The sequence below is a fragment of the Sphingomonas lenta genome (assembly GCF_002288825.1).
In the GTDB taxonomy this organism is placed as follows: Bacteria; Pseudomonadota; Alphaproteobacteria; order Sphingomonadales; family Sphingomonadaceae; genus Sphingomonas; species Sphingomonas lenta.
Genome location: NZ_NSLI01000001.1, coordinates 61,567 through 77,737, shown reverse-complemented (window position 1 = coordinate 77,737; position 16,171 = coordinate 61,567). Strand labels below are relative to the sequence as shown.

The following is a 16,171-nucleotide window of genomic DNA, read 5'->3' as shown; positions in this document are numbered from 1 at the left end:
CAAGCGTGCGCCGATGCTGGCTCGCGCGCAAGCCGGTCCGTTGTCCCCTGACGGAGCGGCCGCTTCAGTTCCGCGGCGGCTGACGACGGTAGCTCAGCGCCTCGGCGACGTGGATGCGGCCGACCTGCTCAGCGCCCGCCAGGTCGGCGATCGTGCGCGCGACGCGGAGCACGCGGGTGTAGCCGCGCGCGGATAGGCGCATCGCCTCGGCCGCCTGGGTGAGCAGCCTGCGGCCCGGCTCGTCGGGCGTGGCGACCGCTTCGAGCACCGGCCCGTCGGCCTCCGCGTTGGTGCGCGCCGCCTCGTCGCGGAAGCGCGCCGTCTGCACCCCGCGCGCGGCGGCGACGCGCGCGGCGACCTCCTTCGATCCCTCGCTGGGCGGGGGCAGCACCAGGTCGGCGGCGCTGACCGCTTGCACCTCGACATGGAGGTCGATGCGGTCGAGCAGCGGGCCCGACACCTTCGCCTGATAGTCCGCCGCGCAGCGCGGCGCGCGAGCGCAGGCGAGGCTGGCGTCGCCCAGATGCCCGCAGCGGCACGGGTTCATCGCCGCCACGAGCTGGACGCGCGCCGGGTAGGTCACGTGCGCGTTGGCGCGCGCGACACTGACCGTGCCGCTCTCCAGCGGTTGCCGTAAGGAGTCGAGCACCGAGCGGTTGAACTCGGGCAGCTCGTCGAGGAACAGCACGCCCAGATGCGCGAGGCTCACCTCGCCCGGCTTCACGCGCAGGCCGCCGCCCGTCAGCGCCGCCATGGACGCCGAGTGGTGCGGGTTCCGGAAAGGCCGCGTCCGCGTCAGCCGTCCGCCCGTTAGCGTGCCCGCGACCGACTGCACCATCGACACTTCCAGCGCCTCCGACGGGTCGAGCGGCGGCAGGATGCCGGGCAGGCACGACGCCATCAGCGACTTGCCCGCGCCCGGCGGCCCCACCATCAACAGATTGTGCCCGCCCGCCGCCGCGATCTCCAGCGCGCGTTTGGCGGTCTCCTGGCCGCGCACTTGGCGCAGGTCGGGGCCGTGGCCCGGCTCCTCCACCTCGCCCGGCTCCGGCCGCCCGAGCAGGCCGTGACCCTTGAAGTGGTTGATCAGGCTCAGGAGGTCGGGCGCGGCGAGCACCTCGGCCAATCCCGCCCAGGCCGCCTCGGGCCCTTGCGCGGCGGGGCAGACGAGGCCCTTGCCTTCGCCGCCTGCGTGCATGGCCGCGAGCAGCACGCCAGGACTGGGCGCGATCCGCCCGTCGAGCCCGAGCTCGCCGACGACGAAATACTCGCTCAAGCTCTCCACATCGACCACGCCCATCGCGCCCAGCAGCGCCAGCGCGATCGGCAGGTCGAAATGCGAGCCCTCCTTGGGCAGGTCCGCGGGGCTCAGGTTCACCGCGATGCGCTTGGGCGGCAGCGCCAGGCCCATGGCGGCGATCGCACCGCGCACGCGCTCGCGGCTCTCGCCCACCGCCTTGTCGCCGAGTCCCACGACGTTGAACGCGGGCAGCCCGGGAATGAGCTGCACCTGCACCTCGACCGATCGCGCCTCCAGCCCGAGATACGCCACCGTGGACACGATCGCCGCCATGCAAGCCCTCCCCCGAGGCGTACCATAGCGGCTCCGGGCCGATTCGATAGCGTATCGATCGTCTAGGCCGCTCGGCGGCTCCGGCGCGCTTCGCTGAAACCTTCGAACCAAGCGGCGCGCAGCTCGGGCTCGCACTGGTAGTCGTACGGGCAGTCGGCGGCGCTGCCCACCTCGAAAGTGCCGATGACCCGCCCGTCCTCGAAGGCGGCGCGGATTTCCGCTTCCCCGCTCTGCACTGCGTCCCCCAGACCTCTCTAACTAATTGCTCCCAAGCTATAATTCTTCACATCCACACCCGCATTGATCAGGATCAAGCGGAGCGGATCGATGCGTCGCGGTTGCGCCCGCCGCCACGTCGGCCCATCTATATCCGACATGGCCCTGTTCTCCCGCCCCACGGCCCGTACAGGGCAGCTCACGCTGGGATTGTTCCTGATGGGCGCGTCGCCGCTCGCCGTGCCTCTGCCCGGCCCCGGCGGTATCATGGTCTTTTCCGGCGGTCTGGTGCTGACGCTGCGCAGCTCGGCCAAGGCCAGGCGCATCTTCGCCCGCCAGAAGCGCCGCTATCCCCGCACGGGCGCGCTGCTCGACCGCGCCATGCGCCGCCGCTCCGCGCTCCGCCGAATCGCGCGGGCGAGAGAGGCCGTCCAGATTGACTAACGGGCGGTTCCGCCCTATGCGCGCCGCCCAAGAGGCCGTCCCCGTGGCGGCCCTTTTCCATTCAGCAGTACCTCGAGGATGAACGATGAAGCGGACCTTTCAGCCGAGCAACCTGGTGCGCGCCCGCCGGCACGGCTTCCGCGCGCGCATGGCGACGGTGGGCGGCCGGGCGGTGATCCGCGCCCGCCGCGCCCGCGGCCGCAAGAAGCTCAGCGCCTAACCGTCCTTAGCCGCCGCCGGGATTTCCTGGCGGCGAACGCCGGTCGGCGGGCGCCCATGCCGGGCTTCGTGCTCCTGGTGCGCCCGCGCGGCGACGACTCGTCGGAGATGCGGGTCGGCTACACCGTCACCAAGAAGATCGGCAACGCGGTCGTCCGCAACCGCATGAAGCGCCGCCTCCGCGCGCTCGCCCGCGAGCTCTTGCCGGTCGAGGGCCTGCCCGGCGCGGACCACGTCCTGATCGGCCGCGAGGGCGGGATCGAGCGGGATTTCGCGCAGCTGCGGACGGAGTTGTCCAAGGCGCTCGCGAAGGCCCGCCAGAAAAAGCCGACGTGACCCGCCTCCTCATCCTCCTCGCCCGCGCCTGGCAGGTCGGCCCCTCCGCCGTCCTGCCGCCCACCTGCCGCTACCAGCCCAGCTGTTCGGCCTATGCAATCACCGCGCTCCGCCGCTATGGCGCGCTCAAAGGGGGCTGGCTCGCGCTGAAGCGCATCGCGCGCTGCCATCCTTGGGGCGGTTACGGCCCCGACCCGGTTCCATGAGGCTCGAGTGACCGAAGACCGTCGCAATTTCGTCCTGTTCGCGGTGATAGCAGGACTGATCCTGTTCGGCTGGCCGCTCGTGCAGGAATATTTCTTCCCGACCGCGCGTCCGCCGGTGACCAAGATCGAGGACGGCAAATCCGTCCCCCTGCCCCAGCCTCAGGCCGATCCCACCGCCGACGCCCCCGCCGCGATCCGCGACCGCGCTCAGGTGCTGCGCGAGACGCCGCGCGTCCGCATCGAGACGCCCACCCTGCGCGGCTCCGTCAATCTTCAAGGCGCGCGCATCGACGACCTGGTGCTCGTCCGTCACCGCGAGAACATCACGCGCGACGCGCCGCCCATCCGCCTGCTCTCGCCCGCGGGCACGCGCGACAGCTACTTCGCCGCCTGGACGTGGCGCGGCCAGGGCCTCAGCCCCCCCGCGCTCGACGCGCGCTGGACGGCGTCGTCGCCGGTGCTGGCGCCCGGCCGGCCCGTCACGCTCACCGCGCCCGGCGGAAACGGCCAGCAGTACCTGATCCAGCTCGCGGTCGACGACGCGTACATGTTCACCGTCCGCCAGACGGTGCTCAACCGCGGCCCGCGGCCCGTGTCCGTCTCCAGCTTCGGCCTCGTCAACCGCCAGGCGCCGCAGGTCAACAACGACACGATGACCATCCACGTCGGTCCGATGTCGGTGCGTAACGGCAACGCGCGCTACGCGCCCAACTACGACGATCTGCGCGAAGATGGCCCGGAGCGTTTCACCACGACCGGCGGGTGGCTGGGCTACTCCGACCTGTACTGGCTCGCTGCGCTGCTCCCCGATCAGAGGCGCCCGTTCGACGGTCAGTTCCGTCCGGGTCCCAACAACGCTTTCCAGGCCGACTTCACCGCCGCCCCTCAGAGCCTCGCCCCTGGAGCGGCTCTGACGCAAACGAGCCATTTCTTTGCCGGGGCGAAAGAGGTCAGGCTGCTGGACCGGTACACGGATCGCGAAGGCGCGACCATGCTGAACCAAGCCATCGATTGGGGCTGGTTCGAGATCATCGAGAAGCCGATCTTCTACTATCTCGACTGGCTGTTCCGCCTCGTCGGCAATTTCGGCGTGGCGATCATCCTCCTGACCGTCACCTTCCGCCTGCTCGTCTTCCCCATAGCGCAGCGCCAGTTCCAGTCCGCCGCCGCGATGCGCCGCCTTCAGCCCAAGATGAAGGCGCTGCAGGACCGCTACAAGGACGACAAGGTCAAGATGCAGCAGGAGGTCATGGCCCTCTACCGCACAGAGAAGGTCAATCCGCTCGCCGGCTGCCTGCCGACGCTCCTCCAGATCCCGATTTTCTACGCGCTATACAAGGTGTTGATGCTCGCGATCGAGATGCGTCACCAGCCCTTCGTCGGCTGGATCAAGGATCTGTCCGCGCCCGACCCGCTGACGCCGGTCAACCTGTTCGGCCTGCTCGACTTCACGCCGCCCGCGTATATCGGCATCGGCATCATCCCGATCCTGCTCGGCGTCTCCATGTACTTCCAGTTCAAGCTCAACCCGCAGCCGATGGACGAGACGCAGCAGCAGGTGTTCAAGATTATGCCCTGGGTCTTGATGTTCGTCATGGCGCCGTTCGCGGTGGGGCTGCAGATCTACTGGATCACGTCCAACCTGCTCGGCATCCTGCAGCAGCGCATCCTGTACGCGCGGCACCCCGAGATGGTGGGAGCGCCGGCGAAGTGACCGACGAGGCTCCTTCCGAGGATCGGGAGGAGCTGATCGAGGCCGCGCGGAAGCTCTTCGCCGGCCCGGTCGGCTTCCTCCGCTCCGCGCCGTCGCTAGAGTTCCTGCCGCCGGCCGACGCACCGGAGATCGCCTTCGCCGGCCGCTCCAACGTCGGCAAGTCGTCGCTCCTGAACGCGCTCGCGAACAGGAACGGCCTGGCGCGCACGTCCAACACGCCCGGCCGCACGCAGGAGCTCAACTTCTTCGACGTGGGCGAGCCGCCTCGCCTGCGGCTCGTCGACATGCCCGGCTACGGCTTCGCGAAAGCCCCGCCGCAGGTCGTCAAGAAATGGCGCTACCTCGTCAACGACTTCCTGCGCGGCCGCGCGGTCCTGAAGCGCGCGCTGGTGCTGATCGACGCGCGCCACGGCGTGAAGGACGTCGACCGCGAGATCCTCGACATGCTCGACCGCGCCGCCGTCAGCTACCGGCTCGTCCTCACCAAGGCCGACAAGGTCAAGGCGACCGATCTCGACGCGGTCCGCCGCGGCACGGAGCAGGAGGCGCGCCGCCGTCCCGCCGCGCACCCGGAGGTGATCGCGACGTCGTCAGAAGGCGGCATGGGCATCGCCGAGCTGCGCGCGGCCGTGCTGGAGGCGATCGGCTGACCCGGAGGTGAGTCCGCCGCGCCACACCCGCAAACGATTTATAACCGACCCGGCCATTCTGCGACGAACCGCGCGCGTCGACTCTTGACGATTTTGTGACGCCGGAGCAGCTTCACGTTCAACGGGCCTTCATCATCCCCTTGCTAACCAGGGACGTTCGTTGATGGCCCGGATGTCCCGGGGGGGATGTGAACATGAGTAAGAGTAGCTATGCGGACGTGCTGTGCCCGGATTTCGGGTTCAGCACGGGGTGCGAGGCCCTGAAGGAGCGGGGCACGCTGGTGCGGATCGGCAGCAACACGGGCCCGGTCTATGAAGTCGTCGCGGTGGAAGGCGGAACCGCATGGGTTCGCGAGCCGCGTACGTTCCGGAACGAAGCGCTGGTGCCTCTCCATCGGTTGCGGCTGGCCGAACCGCTGGCCGCGTGACCCGGGCCGCGCGGACGCGCCGTCGCCGCGCTCGCGCGCTTTCGGGGTCACGTTCCGACGCCCTAACCACCCCTTAACTCTTCCCGCGCATCGTCTCCGCACAGGAGGGGAAAACCATGCACATGACCGGCTACGCCGACGTCCTCTGCCCGGACCACCGCTTCGCCACCGGCTGCAACAGCCCCAAGGAGCGTGGCAGCCTGGTGCAGATCGGCACCAACCGCGGCGCCATCTACGAGATCGTCGCGATCGAAGGCGAGACCGCCTGGATCCGCGAACCCGTCACCTACCGGAACGAGACGCTGGTCCCGCTGTCGCGCCTCCGCCTCGCCTACCCGGCTCTCGGCTGATCCTACCGCAGCGTCCAGACCGCCCATCCGGCGGCGAGGCAGAGCAGGAACAGGAGCGCCGTGCCGACCCACAGCTCGGCGCGCGGCACACGCTCGACGCATTCGCTTTCGATGCGCTTGGCCGTCCTCGTGTAGCGCCGCGCCGCCACGAACAGGATCACCAGCGCCAGCGCGACCGGCACCGTCGCCGCCGCGCGCACAGCCCAAGCGGGCTCCACCTCCTCGTAGATCTTCACCAGCGCGATCGCCGCCGCCAGCGACGCGATCACCGTGCGCCACCACGCGGCCAGCGTCCGCTCGCTCGCCAGCATCGTCCGGTCGCTCGCGAGCGAAGTCCGGTCGTCCGCCAGCTCGGTCCGCTTCTCGCCCCTAGGATGATCGTCCGCCACTTACCCCTCAGAACGGAAAGAACAGCCGGATCGCAACCACCGCCGCCGCCATGGTCAGGAGGTTGAGCGGCAGCCCGACGCGCACGAAGTCGGTATAGCCGTACCCGCCCATCTGGAACACGATCACGTTCGTCTGATAGCCGAACGGCGTCGCGAACGCGGCGCTGCCCGCCATCATCACCGCGACCAGGAACGGCCGCGGGCTCACCCCCAGGCTCTCGGCGAGCGCCACGGCGACGGGCGTCACCAGCACCGCCACCGTCGCGTTGGACAGGAGCTCGGTGAGCACCAGCGTCGCGCCGTAGAGCACGATCAGCGCGGTCAGCGGCCCCACCCCGTCCATCGTGCCGATCAAAGCGCGCGTCGCGTCGGCCGCCAAGCCGCTCTCCTCCATGGCGATGCCGACCACCACCATGCCCGCGATCAGGATCAGTATCTCGGGCCGCAGTCCGCCATAGGCCTCGTCGGCGCTGATCACGCGCAACAGGATCAGCAGCACCGCGCCCGCGAACGCCGCTGCCGCGATCGGCACCACGTCCAGCGCCGCCGCGGCGATCACGCCGACGAACACCGCCAGCGCGGTAAAGGCGCGCGCCGGTTGGAACGGGCGCGGCTCGGCGAACAGCTCGGCCGCGCCGACATGCGCGTCCGACACGTCCGACTCGGCGGGCACGTCCGCGACCGGCTTTCGCCCGTCCTCGCCCCCCATCAGCTTGCCGCTGAACAGGAACAGGTACGCCGCACCCGCTAGCGCGACGGTGACGCCGACCGGCGTGATTTCGAACAGCCCGAACTGCGGCTGCCCCGACACGCGCGCCATGTCGTTGACGAGCAGGTTGGTCGACGTGCCGATCAGCGTGCAGCACCCGCCCAGCACCGCCATATAGCTCAGCGGCATCAGGTAACGCTTGGGCGGCAGCTTCAGCGTGTTCGCCACATCGCGCACCACCGGCGCGCCCAGCACCACGATCGGCGTGTTATTGAGGAACGCGGACAGCGCGCCCGATATGCCGATCAGCAGCCAGATGCCCGCCGCCCCGATCCGCCGGCACAGCGCCACCCCGGCCGCGATCACCCGGTCGAGCAGCCCCGACAGCTCGAGCGCGTAAGCGATGACGAACAGGCTCGCGAGCGCGATGATCGCGGGGCTGGCGAAGGCGCCCTGCACCTCGACCGGCCGCACCACGCCCGTGATCAGCAGCACCGCCGCACCCGCCAGCGCCACCACGTCCGCGCGCACCCGATCCCAGATCAGCGCGGCGACGACCGCGACGAGCACCGCGAGCGTGATGATCTGGTCGACGCTCACGCGCGCCGGTCTCGTGGGGCGGACGGGCCGATGGCGGATGCTCCCGGTCAAACCTCCGGGGTGGAGGTCCAGCCCCGATCTGCTATCAGCGGGGCATGGTGGAGCCAAGCCGCAGAACCAGCCGCCTCGCGCTCGCGGGCGGCGTCGCGGCGTCGCTGGGCCTGCTGGCGGCGGGTTTCCTGCTCGGCCGCGCCGCCGCGCCCGAGCCCGCACCGGTCGCCACCCCCGCGCCCCTCCCCGTTCCGACGCCGACCCCCTCGCCCACCCCCGTCGTCCGGACGGCGCTCGACCGCGCGGCGCTGCTCGAGGCTGCCCGGCTCGCGGCCGACGCCTTCGCGTCCGGCGGGCCCGCGCCGGCGCAAGTCGCCGAACTGGCGGGCCGTCGGTTCGAGCTCAGCATGGCGTTCGGCTGCGCGGGACCGTCGGCGGTGCTGAACGCGCCGCTCGGCTGGCGCTACGACGAAGCCGCGGAAACCCTGCGCGTCCGCGCCCAGCCCGTCCTCTGGGAGCCCAGCGCGTGGGTCCCGCTCCGGTCCGTCGAGCAGGTGGAGACCGTCGAAGGCTTCTGGATCCCGCGGCCCTGGACGGTGAGCGACGCCTGTCCGTCGAACCCGACGCTCGGCGCGGGCGGCGCGCCCGACGAGCAGACGCTGGCCGTCGCGCAGTTTCACACCGTCGGCGGCTCTCGCCTGGGCCGCAGCCGCGGCGAGGCGTTCGAGGCGACCGAGCGCGTCGCGCCCGACGCGTTAAGCCTCGCCCAGGGGCTGCGTCTGCGCCTCACCGGCCGCGTCACCCCCGCGCCCGGCGACGGCCCGATCGTCTGCCGCGCCGTCGGCGGCCCCGAACGCCGCCCGACCTGCCTCGTCTCCGTCTCCTTCGCCGAGGTCGCGATCGAGAACCCGACCACCGGCGCGACGCTGGCCACCTGGGACGTGTCGCGGAGCGGGACGCCCGGCGGCTGACGCCGCGCCGCCGCGTGCACCGCTTCTTTACGCGCACGGCTTAGGCGGGGCGCATGCGCCACGACACGATCCGCGCCGCCGGCCCGGCCAGCCCCATCGACGCCCTCGCCATGATCCGGGCGACGCCGCACAGCCCGCTCGCGCGGCTGCGGCTGTGGTACGAGATGGTGGCGCTCGGGAACGAGCGGCAGGCCGCGCTCGCCAAGGAGGCGGTGCTGCGGCTCGTCGGCGGCAGCCCGGACGGCCTCGCGGCGCTCGCCTTCGACGCGGTGCGCGTCGGCGCGTTCGCCCAGGCCGAGGAGTTGCTCGACCTCGCCGGCCCGCGCTACGACTACGAAACGCTGCTGACCCGCTCGGCGCTGCGGCTGGAAGCGGGCGACCCGGCCACCGCCGCCGCGCTGCGCCGCATCGCCGCCAAGGCCGCGCCCGTGGTCATGTCGCCCTCCGCGCCCGACGCGCCGCTGATCCTCAAGACCCGCAGCATGGACGCGGCCCGATTCGAGCTGCGCTTCCGGGGCGAGCGCGGTTTCGTGGGCAGGTTCAAGGGAGGCCATCTCCCGCTCGAGCGCCTGATCGACGTCTCCGCGCGCCGGATCGCCGCCGTCAACCTGTTCGACGACGAGCGGTCGTTCGCCGTCGCCGGCACGCCCGCGCTCATCATCAACACCGTCGCCAGCCCCGATCTCGGCGCACCCGCGCTCGACGCGATCGGCCGCCATCTGGCCGCCCAACCGCGCGTGCCGGTGATCAACCGTCCCGAAGCCGTGGCCCGCACCGCGCCCGACCGCGCCGCGGCGCTGATGGGCGGCATCGCCAGCGTGCGCTTCCCCACCGTCAGGCGCTACGGTCGCGACGCGTCGGCGGAAGCGATCGAGCGGGACTTCGCCTACCCCTTCCTCGCCCGCGAGGTCGGCACGGAGCCGCTGGAGCTCGTCGCCGACCGCGACGCGCTGACGGCGCGGCTCGCCTCCGCGACCGACTTCCACATCGCCTCCTTCGAGGACGCCCGCGACGCGCACGGCACCTATCGCAAGGCGCGCGCCGTCCTGGTCGACGGCAAGCTCGTGCCGGTCGCCTTGCTCGGCTCCGACGAGTGGCGCGTCCGTTCGACCGATCGCCGCGCGATGCTCGCCGACGAGCGCCTGCGCGACGACGAGCGCGACTATCTCGCCGATCCCGCCAAGCTGCTTGGCGCGCGCCGCTGGTCCGCGCTCCGCGCCGTCTGCGTCGCGACGCGGCTCGATTACGTCGGCGTCGACTTCGCGCCGACCGCCGACGGCGTCCTGGTGTTCGGGCTCGACGCCGCCATGCGCCACGACCTCGGCCCGGCCGACGGGAATGCGGAGCGCGTCTCTGCGGCGTTCCAGGCGATGGTCGACAAGAAACTCCGGTGATTGCCCCGCGCCGCCGCGTGCCTTAGGCCGCGGCGCCATGAAGCTGATCATCGGCAACAAGGCCTACTCATCCTGGTCTTTGCGCGGCTGGCTCGCGTGCAAGCACTCCGGCCTCCCCTTCGAAGAGGTGGTCGTCCCCCTCTACGACCAGGACTGGGACAAGCGCCGCGAGGGCGCGGAGTTCGCGCCATCCAGCGGCAAGGTCCCGATCCTGTGGGACGGCGACGCGGTCGTCTGGGACAGCCTGGCGATCGTCGAGTATCTCGCCGACAAGGTCGGCCGCGACCGCTTCTGGCCCGCCGACGACGCCGCCCGCGCGATGGCGCGCTCCATGGCCGCCGAGATGCACTCAGGGTTCACAAGCCTGCGCCGCAAGCACGCCATGAACATCCGCCAGCAGTTCCCGGCCAAGCGCCCCGACGACGACGTGCTCGCCGAACTCGCCCGCATCATGGAGCTCTGGGCGCAGGCGCGCGCACGGTTCGGCGGGACGGGCGACTTCCTGTTCGGCGAGTGGAGTGCCGCCGACATCATGTACGCGCCCGTGGTGACGCGCATCGTCACCTACCAGCTCCCCGTCGCCCGGTTCGCGCTTCCTTACATGGACGCGGTCCTCAACCACAAGTGCATGCAGGACTGGATCGCCGGCGCGCAGGAGGAAGACTGGGTCATCCAGCAGTACGAGCAGCCGGCCACCAGCTGATGTCAAGTCGTATCGACCCCCTATGTCGGCGAGTGGAACGCCTATCCTTCCCCCGCCGTCATCCTGAACTTGTTTCAGGATCCAGCGCGGTACGTGCGACTGAGCCTGGGTCGTCCGCACGGCCCTGGATGCTGAAACGAGTTCAGCATGACGGCAACGGGCTGATGGCGCGGACCCGTTCCAGTGCTGAATGCCGATATGGTCTAGAAGCTCGAGCCGTCCTTGCGGCGGAAGCCCCGCCCGTCGAACAGGTGCATGTCGATGTCGGGATAGTGGCAGTCGCTCGCCGCCGGCCGTCCGATCGCGACGAACACGCACGGCTCCGCCGAGCGGTTCTGGAGCACATGCCCGTTGCCGTCGCCCTTGGGAAAGGTCGCGACGTCGCCCGCCCGCATGACCTGCTCGCCCGCGTCGTCGACCAGCACCGCCTCGCCCGCCAGCATCACGACGGCCTCGTCCTCACCCTCGTGCCAGTGCCGCTGCGACGACCACGCACCCGGCTCAAGCGTGACGTGGCTCACCCCGAACTCGGACAGCCCGCCCGCCGGCCCCAGCCGCTTGTACCACCGCCCCCGCACCGCCTCGGCGTACTGGGGCGGGTAGCCGGTCGCGTTGGTCGCCGGGATCGCGTCGAGGTTCAGCTTGGGCATGGCGGCTTCGGTCCTCCCCACTTCCGTCATGCCGGACTTGATCCGGCATCCACGCGCGTCCGTTTGGATGCGAACGACGGTCCCGAACAGAGGAGCCGCGCATGGACCCCGGGTCAAGCCCGGGGTGACGCAGAGAGTGTGAGCGCGTGAACCCCCTCCCCCTCGCCCAAGCCCTGCTCCGCGCCGAGAGCGTCACCCCCGCCCGCGGCCCCGTGTTCGACGTCGCCGAAGCCGCGCTCGCCGCTCAAGGTTTCCACGTCGACCGCTTCACCGCGGGCGAAGCCCCCGACGGCCCCGTCGAGAACCTGCTCGCCGTCCGCGGCGACGGCGGCCCGCACTTCGCCTTCGCCGGCCACCTCGACGTCGTGCCCCCCGGAGAGGGCTGGCGCGGCGACCCCTGGTCCGGCGAAGTCCGAGGCGGCCTCCTCTACGGCCGCGGCGCCGTCGACATGAAGGGCGCGGTCGCCGCCTTCATCGCCGCTGCCGACCGAGCCCCGCGCATCGGCACGCTCAGCCTGATCCTCACCGGCGACGAGGAAGGGCCGGCCGTCCACGGCACCCGCGCGCTGATCACCCGCATGGCCGAGCGTGGGCTCAAACCTGCGCAATGCTTGGTCGGCGAGCCCACCTCCGCCCGCCGCCTCGGCGACACCGTCAAGATCGGCCGCCGCGGCTCCGTCAACATCTGGATCGACGTCCCCGGCCGCCAGGGCCACGTCGCCTACCCGCACCTCGCCGACAACCCGATCCCCAAGCTCGTGGCTGCGCTTCGAGAGATCGACGCGATCGAGCTCGACCGCGGCAACCGCTGGTTCCAGCCGTCGAACATCGAGTTCACCGACCTCCACGTCGGCAACCCCGCCACCAACGTCATCCCCGCCGCCGCGACCGCGCGCCTCTCCATCCGCTTCAACGACGAGCAGCGCGGGGACGACCTGATCGACCGCATCCGCGCGATCGTCGCCCGCCACGCTCCGCAAGCGAGCGTCCGCGGCATCGTCTCCGGTGAGGCGTTCCTGACCGAACCCGGCCCCCTCTCCACGCTCGTGTCCGCCTCAATCGAGCGCCGAACCGGCCTCCAGCCCGAGCTCTCCACCACCGGCGGCACGTCAGACGCGCGCTTCCTGTCGAAACTCTGCCCGGTGGTCGAGTTCGGTCTCCTAAATGCGACGATGCACCAAGTTGACGAAGCCGTCGCGGTGGACGACCTCGAAGCGCTGACCGACATCTACGCCGACGTGATCGCGCGGGCGCTCACGAGGTGACCGTCACCCCGGCCTTGAGCCGGGGTCCCGCTTACCTTTCCGCCAGCATAGGCACGAGATATGAGTTCCGGAGAACCGTTTCGTATGGAAAGCGGGTGCGTGAAAAGTGGGGTCGTCAGATGCTTTCGCACATGTTTCAGCCGATCTCGCTGATATCATTGCTGCTTTGCGGATGCGCCAGCATGTCGCTGGATGAGCGACCCTTGGTCGAGTACGGCTGTGGTGACCTCGTTCTGATCGGGCGCGCCGAGACGCTCAGCTACACCGACCTATCTGGTCCAGAAGACGCCCTCAGTCATGGGCTGTACGAAATGGACATCTCAATTCGGAAGGTCCTCCGAGGCAAGGTGGACAGCCGTCGCCTGCGCGCTAGCCGGGCAGCTCATGGACAGCTGCGAAGCGACTTGGACTTCGTTTTCGTTCTGCACCTCGACTGGGACGAGTGGAGGCTTGATAAGGCGCATCTAGCCTCGTCTAAGCCCTTGGTTGCGACGAACTGCACCTGACTTCCATTGAGGGTTGCAAGCAGACCTCGCTGAAACCGCTGTCCTACAGCCCTCCACACGTGCCACGCTCTCCGGCGACTCGGCCCTGTCCGGGCCGCTGGTCTTTCACATCGTCAGCCCCAAGCTCGTCATCCCAGCGCAAGCTGGGATCGAGTGGTTCGGACCGGGTGCCCTCTCGGCTCACGACCCCAGCTTCCGCTGGGGTGACGACCGGAAGTGCCACGCACTCGGTTTGTCGCGTCGAGTAAGTAGGCCTTCCCCGGCGAAGGCCGGGGCCCAGTAACGATGGCCTTCGTGGGTGATCGCCCACGCTTGCGACGTGGCCCTAGCTGGACCCCGGCCTTCGCCGGGGCAGGCGCAGTCGCTGCGACCAGGCAGTCGCGACTCGGCCTACGCTCCCCGAGCCCGCCTGAGGACGATGTACAGCGCCCCCGTCCCCCCGTGCTTCGGGTGCGCGCCCCTCACCGCCGCGATATGCCCCGCATGCCGCGACGCCGCGAGCCAGTCCGCCACCGCCGCGCGGATGGCACCGCGCGCGTGCGGGCGCTCGCTCTCGGGCCGGGGCGGCTTGCCGGTGACGAGCAGGATCACACGGTCGCCCCGCGCCACCGCGCGTTCCAGGCTGGCGTCGAGCAGCGCGTGCGCCGAGCTCAGCGTATGCCCGTGCAGGTCGACCACGTCGTCGGGCGCGACCGTGCCGCGGCCGAGCCGCCGGTCCCATCCGCCGTCCAGCGTCGTGCCCGGCCCCGCGACCTTCCTCGGCGGCGGCAATGGCGCGGGCTTCGGCGCGACCGCTACCCTGACCGGCTCGGGTTTGTGGACCGGCGGCGCGGCGGTAGGTGCTACCGCCCGCAACGGCCGCACGCTCGTCATCACCCGGCGCCAGAGCGCGTCCTCGTCAGGGCTGAGCGAACGCCCCGCCACCGGCCCCTCCCAGCCGCGCGAGCGTGCCCACGGGCAGCAGCAGGAACGCCGTGCCCCGCCCGGACATGCCGCCTGCGATCGCCTCGGCCTCCGCGCCTGCGCCCCAGAAGGTGTCGTAGCGGTTGGCGCCCTTGATCGCGCCGCCCGTATCTTGTGCTACCCACAGCCCCGTCGCGTCCGCGCGGTCGAGCGACAGGAACACGGGCGCGCCCAGCGGCGTAAACTTGGGGTCCGCCGCCGCGCTCACCCGACCCGTGACCGGGTAACCCATCGCGCCGATCGGCTCCGTGGTGATCTCGCGGAAGAAGACGAAGCTCTTGTTCTCGCGCATCAGATCGCGCCCAGCTTCCGGGTTCGCGCGCAGCCACGCGACGATCCCCTGCATCGACGCCTGCCCGGGTGCGAGCAGCCCGCGCTGCCGCATCAGCTGCCCGATGCCGGTGTAGGCCCGCCCGTTCTGCGTGTCGTAGCCGATCCGCATCACCGACCCGTCAGGCAGCCTGAGCCGCCCCGAACCCTGGATCTGCAGGAAGAAGAACTCGACAGGGTCCGCCGCCCAGGCCAGCACGCGCGCCTTGCCGTCGAGCGCGCCCTCCTCGATCTGCGTGCGCTCGTAATAGGGCACGAACTTCGCGCCGGCCACGCGCCCACGGATCGTGCGGCCTTTCAGATTGTCGGCGAACTGGCCGAGATCGACGTCGACCAGGTCGTCGGGCCGCGCGTAGATCGGCACGTCGTAGCCGGGCCGACGCTCGCGCGAGCCCGCGATCTCCGGTTCGTAATAACCGGTCGCGAACGCCTTGCCGTCGCCGACCTGCACCGCCTCGAAATAGCGGGCGAAAAAGTCGCGCGCGCCGCCCGGCTGGACCGCGCGCGCCGCGTCGCAGGCCGGCTTCCAGTCGGCCCCGCGCGCCAGGCCCGACGCGTCCGTGCGGCGCTGGAGCCCGGGACAGCTCGTCAGGAACGCGACGCGCCCGGCTTCCGCCTGCGCCTCGGTCATCGGCAGGTCCGCGACGCGCGGCCCAGGCAGCACACCCGACGCGGCGGCCGTCGCCGCACCCGCGGGCACCACCGCCGGAGCCGCCGGCAACGGCGTCGCGGGCGTGATCCGCACCACGGGGGCCGGCGGCCACACGGCCGGCGCGCCGGCGCTACGCGTAACAGGCGCGCGCGGCGCGGGAGCGGCGACCGGGGCGGAACGAGCAGACGGAGGCGGCGTACCCCCGCCGACACAGGCCGCGAGCAGCAGCCCGGTCGTCAGCGCGGCGACATTCCGCATCAGGCTTCGTCGGTGTCCGCGAGCTTCCAGTTCGGGTCGGGCGCGCCCAGCGTCCGCGTGAAGGTCCACACGTCGTGCGTCTCGACCGCATCGTCCATCGACCCGGCGACGACCTTGCCTTCCGCGTCGCGCGTAACGGCGGCGATCAGCGCGTCGAAGCGGACGGACACGCGAGCCTCGCGGCCCGCCACCCGCGCGTCGGCCACGGCCGCGCGCTCGATGGAGATCAGGCGGTTGTCGAGCGTCTCGCCCGCCTCGCGCCGCGCCGCGATCGCGTCCGCGAAGGCGTCCGCGACGTCGTCGGTCGCCAGCTCGCGCAGCTCCGCCTCGTCCCCGCGCCAGAACGCCTCCAGCGTCATCCGGTACGCGGCCTTGGCACCCTCCAAAAAGCGCGACACGTCAAAGCCCGGCTCGGCGGCCACGATCTGGCGCAGGCCGGCCTCCGCGCCCGCCTCGATCGGGCGGGGACCCACGTCGCGCGGCTCGGGCTGCACGTCGAGAGCGCGCGGCATCGCCAGCGGCGGGCTACGCTCCTCGGCGGGCTTGGGCAGCGGCTGCTCATGGCCCGTGCGCTTGCCCAGCACCGAGTAGAGCCTCAGCGCCAAGAAAGCGGCGACCATGGCGAGGAGAATGACGTAGAACACCCGAGCCTCC

General features: G+C 71.0%; 19 protein-coding genes and 1 pseudogene. 12 read left to right on the top strand and 8 right to left on the bottom strand.

The features are described from left to right. Positions 1 to 64 precede the first annotated feature (64 nt). Both CKY28_RS00380 and CKY28_RS18450 read right to left on the bottom strand, forming a co-directional pair. Entirely contained in the window at positions 65 to 1,573 is a 1,509-nt protein-coding gene (locus CKY28_RS00380; RefSeq protein WP_095996366.1) for a YifB family Mg chelatase-like AAA ATPase, read from the bottom strand. Positions 1,574 to 1,635: 62 nt separating this feature from the next. Then, on the bottom strand, positions 1,636 to 1,809 hold the full coding sequence (locus CKY28_RS18450) for a hypothetical protein (protein ID WP_176472901.1): 174 nt from the start codon (positions 1,807 to 1,809) through the stop codon (positions 1,636 to 1,638). Between the two features lie 139 nt (positions 1,810 to 1,948). Here CKY28_RS18450 and CKY28_RS00375 point away from each other — a divergent pair, with 139 nt between their 5' ends. The 8 genes and pseudogenes from CKY28_RS00375 (at position 1,949) to CKY28_RS00340 (ending at position 6,136) form a co-directional block, all read left to right on the top strand. Continuing rightward, positions 1,949 to 2,233, top strand: coding sequence for a PGPGW domain-containing protein (locus tag CKY28_RS00375; RefSeq protein WP_176472900.1), 285 nt, complete (start codon positions 1,949 to 1,951; stop codon positions 2,231 to 2,233). Between the two features lie 85 nt (positions 2,234 to 2,318). Continuing rightward, positions 2,319 to 2,453 (top strand): 50S ribosomal protein L34, encoded by a 135-nt coding sequence (gene rpmH, locus CKY28_RS00370; RefSeq protein ID WP_028056723.1) that lies wholly within the window; start codon positions 2,319 to 2,321, stop codon positions 2,451 to 2,453. Positions 2,454 to 2,464: 11 nt separating this feature from the next. Further along, a pseudogene (rnpA, locus tag CKY28_RS00365) lies at positions 2,465 to 2,788 on the top strand (ribonuclease P protein component); the annotation flags it as partial. Beyond that, positions 2,785 to 2,994 (top strand): membrane protein insertion efficiency factor YidD, encoded by a 210-nt coding sequence (gene yidD / locus CKY28_RS00360; protein ID WP_095996364.1) that lies wholly within the window; start codon positions 2,785 to 2,787, stop codon positions 2,992 to 2,994. The pseudogene rnpA and the gene yidD, both read left to right, overlap by 4 nt. A 7-nt stretch (positions 2,995 to 3,001) precedes the next feature. Continuing rightward, positions 3,002 to 4,708, top strand: a complete 1,707-nt coding sequence (gene yidC, locus CKY28_RS00355) for a membrane protein insertase YidC (protein WP_095996363.1) — start codon at positions 3,002 to 3,004, stop codon at positions 4,706 to 4,708. Further along, entirely contained in the window at positions 4,705 to 5,358 is a 654-nt protein-coding gene (yihA, locus tag CKY28_RS00350; RefSeq protein WP_095996362.1) for a ribosome biogenesis GTP-binding protein YihA/YsxC, read from the top strand. The genes yidC and yihA overlap by 4 nt, the downstream gene beginning before the upstream one ends. A 194-nt stretch (positions 5,359 to 5,552) precedes the next feature. After that, positions 5,553 to 5,786, top strand: a complete 234-nt coding sequence (locus tag CKY28_RS00345; protein WP_095996361.1) for a hypothetical protein — start codon at positions 5,553 to 5,555, stop codon at positions 5,784 to 5,786. A 116-nt stretch (positions 5,787 to 5,902) separates the two neighbouring features. Next, positions 5,903 to 6,136 (top strand): hypothetical protein, encoded by a 234-nt coding sequence (locus CKY28_RS00340; RefSeq protein ID WP_095996360.1) that lies wholly within the window; start codon positions 5,903 to 5,905, stop codon positions 6,134 to 6,136. Positions 6,137 to 6,138: 2 nt separating this feature from the next. Here CKY28_RS00340 and CKY28_RS00335 read toward each other — a convergent pair whose 3' ends face one another. Further along, the gene (locus CKY28_RS00335) at positions 6,139 to 6,525 is read right to left on the bottom strand and encodes a DUF202 domain-containing protein (protein ID WP_095996359.1); all 387 of its coding nucleotides are present in this window, start codon (positions 6,523 to 6,525) and stop codon (positions 6,139 to 6,141) included. A gap of 7 nt (positions 6,526 to 6,532) precedes the next feature. Next, a complete protein-coding gene (locus tag CKY28_RS00330) occupies positions 6,533 to 7,834 on the bottom strand; it encodes an SLC13 family permease (protein ID WP_095996358.1) in 1,302 nt (433 codons plus the stop codon). A gap of 95 nt (positions 7,835 to 7,929) precedes the next feature. Between CKY28_RS00330 and CKY28_RS00325 the strand changes: the two genes are divergently transcribed. The 3 genes from CKY28_RS00325 to CKY28_RS00315 are packed head-to-tail and all read left to right on the top strand — an operon-like array spanning position 7,930 to position 10,893. Next, positions 7,930 to 8,796 carry a hypothetical protein gene (locus tag CKY28_RS00325; protein ID WP_095996357.1) on the top strand — a complete coding sequence of 289 codons (867 nt, stop codon included), beginning with the start codon at positions 7,930 to 7,932 and terminating at the stop codon, positions 8,794 to 8,796. Between the two features lie 53 nt (positions 8,797 to 8,849). Next, a complete protein-coding gene (locus tag CKY28_RS00320) occupies positions 8,850 to 10,190 on the top strand; it encodes an ATP-grasp domain-containing protein (protein ID WP_095996356.1) in 1,341 nt (446 codons plus the stop codon). 37 nt (positions 10,191 to 10,227) lie between these two features. Continuing rightward, on the top strand, positions 10,228 to 10,893 hold the full coding sequence (locus CKY28_RS00315) for a glutathione S-transferase family protein (protein WP_095996355.1): 666 nt from the start codon (positions 10,228 to 10,230) through the stop codon (positions 10,891 to 10,893). Between the two features lie 203 nt (positions 10,894 to 11,096). On the opposite strand, the gene CKY28_RS00310 is transcribed toward CKY28_RS00315, so the two are convergent. Beyond that, positions 11,097 to 11,543 (bottom strand): cupin domain-containing protein, encoded by a 447-nt coding sequence (locus CKY28_RS00310; RefSeq protein ID WP_095996860.1) that lies wholly within the window; start codon positions 11,541 to 11,543, stop codon positions 11,097 to 11,099. Positions 11,544 to 11,689: 146 nt separating this feature from the next. Between CKY28_RS00310 and dapE the strand changes: the two genes are divergently transcribed. Further along, positions 11,690 to 12,808: a succinyl-diaminopimelate desuccinylase gene (gene dapE, locus CKY28_RS00305; RefSeq protein ID WP_095996354.1), complete on the top strand. Its 1,119-nt coding sequence runs from the start codon at positions 11,690 to 11,692 to the stop codon at positions 12,806 to 12,808. Between the two features lie 896 nt (positions 12,809 to 13,704). Here dapE and CKY28_RS00295 read toward each other — a convergent pair. From CKY28_RS00295 to CKY28_RS00285, 3 genes are read right to left on the bottom strand one after another with little or no spacing between them, the layout of a single operon-like run. After that, on the bottom strand, positions 13,705 to 14,187 hold the full coding sequence (locus tag CKY28_RS00295) for a Smr/MutS family protein (RefSeq protein WP_095996859.1): 483 nt from the start codon (positions 14,185 to 14,187) through the stop codon (positions 13,705 to 13,707). 25 nt (positions 14,188 to 14,212) lie between these two features. After that, complete coding sequence (mltA, locus tag CKY28_RS00290; RefSeq protein WP_095996352.1) at positions 14,213 to 15,517, bottom strand: murein transglycosylase A; 1,305 nt, start codon at positions 15,515 to 15,517, stop codon at positions 14,213 to 14,215. Further along, complete coding sequence (locus tag CKY28_RS00285) at positions 15,517 to 16,161, bottom strand: Tim44/TimA family putative adaptor protein (protein ID WP_141243822.1); 645 nt, start codon at positions 16,159 to 16,161, stop codon at positions 15,517 to 15,519. The genes mltA and CKY28_RS00285 overlap by 1 nt, the downstream gene beginning before the upstream one ends. Between the last annotated feature and the right edge of the window lie 10 nt (positions 16,162 to 16,171).

What these genes read in the sequence shown, in the direction of transcription:
- CKY28_RS00380 (WP_095996366.1), bottom strand. Translation starts at nt 1,573, where the DNA reads ATGGCGGCGATCGTGTCCACGGTGGCGTATCTCGGGCTGGAGGCGCGA.
- CKY28_RS00375 (WP_176472900.1), top strand. Translation starts at nt 1,949, where the DNA reads ATGGCCCTGTTCTCCCGCCCCACGGCCCGTACAGGGCAGCTCACGCTG.
- rpmH (WP_028056723.1), top strand. Translation starts at nt 2,319, where the DNA reads ATGAAGCGGACCTTTCAGCCGAGCAACCTGGTGCGCGCCCGCCGGCAC.
- CKY28_RS00345 (WP_095996361.1), top strand. Translation starts at nt 5,553, where the DNA reads ATGAGTAAGAGTAGCTATGCGGACGTGCTGTGCCCGGATTTCGGGTTC.
- CKY28_RS00340 (WP_095996360.1), top strand. Translation starts at nt 5,903, where the DNA reads ATGCACATGACCGGCTACGCCGACGTCCTCTGCCCGGACCACCGCTTC.
- CKY28_RS00325 (WP_095996357.1), top strand. Translation starts at nt 7,930, where the DNA reads ATGGTGGAGCCAAGCCGCAGAACCAGCCGCCTCGCGCTCGCGGGCGGC.
- CKY28_RS00320 (WP_095996356.1), top strand. Translation starts at nt 8,850, where the DNA reads ATGCGCCACGACACGATCCGCGCCGCCGGCCCGGCCAGCCCCATCGAC.
- CKY28_RS00315 (WP_095996355.1), top strand. Translation starts at nt 10,228, where the DNA reads ATGAAGCTGATCATCGGCAACAAGGCCTACTCATCCTGGTCTTTGCGC.
- CKY28_RS00310 (WP_095996860.1), bottom strand. Translation starts at nt 11,543, where the DNA reads ATGCCCAAGCTGAACCTCGACGCGATCCCGGCGACCAACGCGACCGGC.
- CKY28_RS00295 (WP_095996859.1), bottom strand. Translation starts at nt 14,187, where the DNA reads ATGACGAGCGTGCGGCCGTTGCGGGCGGTAGCACCTACCGCCGCGCCG.
- mltA (WP_095996352.1), bottom strand. Translation starts at nt 15,517, where the DNA reads ATGCGGAATGTCGCCGCGCTGACGACCGGGCTGCTGCTCGCGGCCTGT.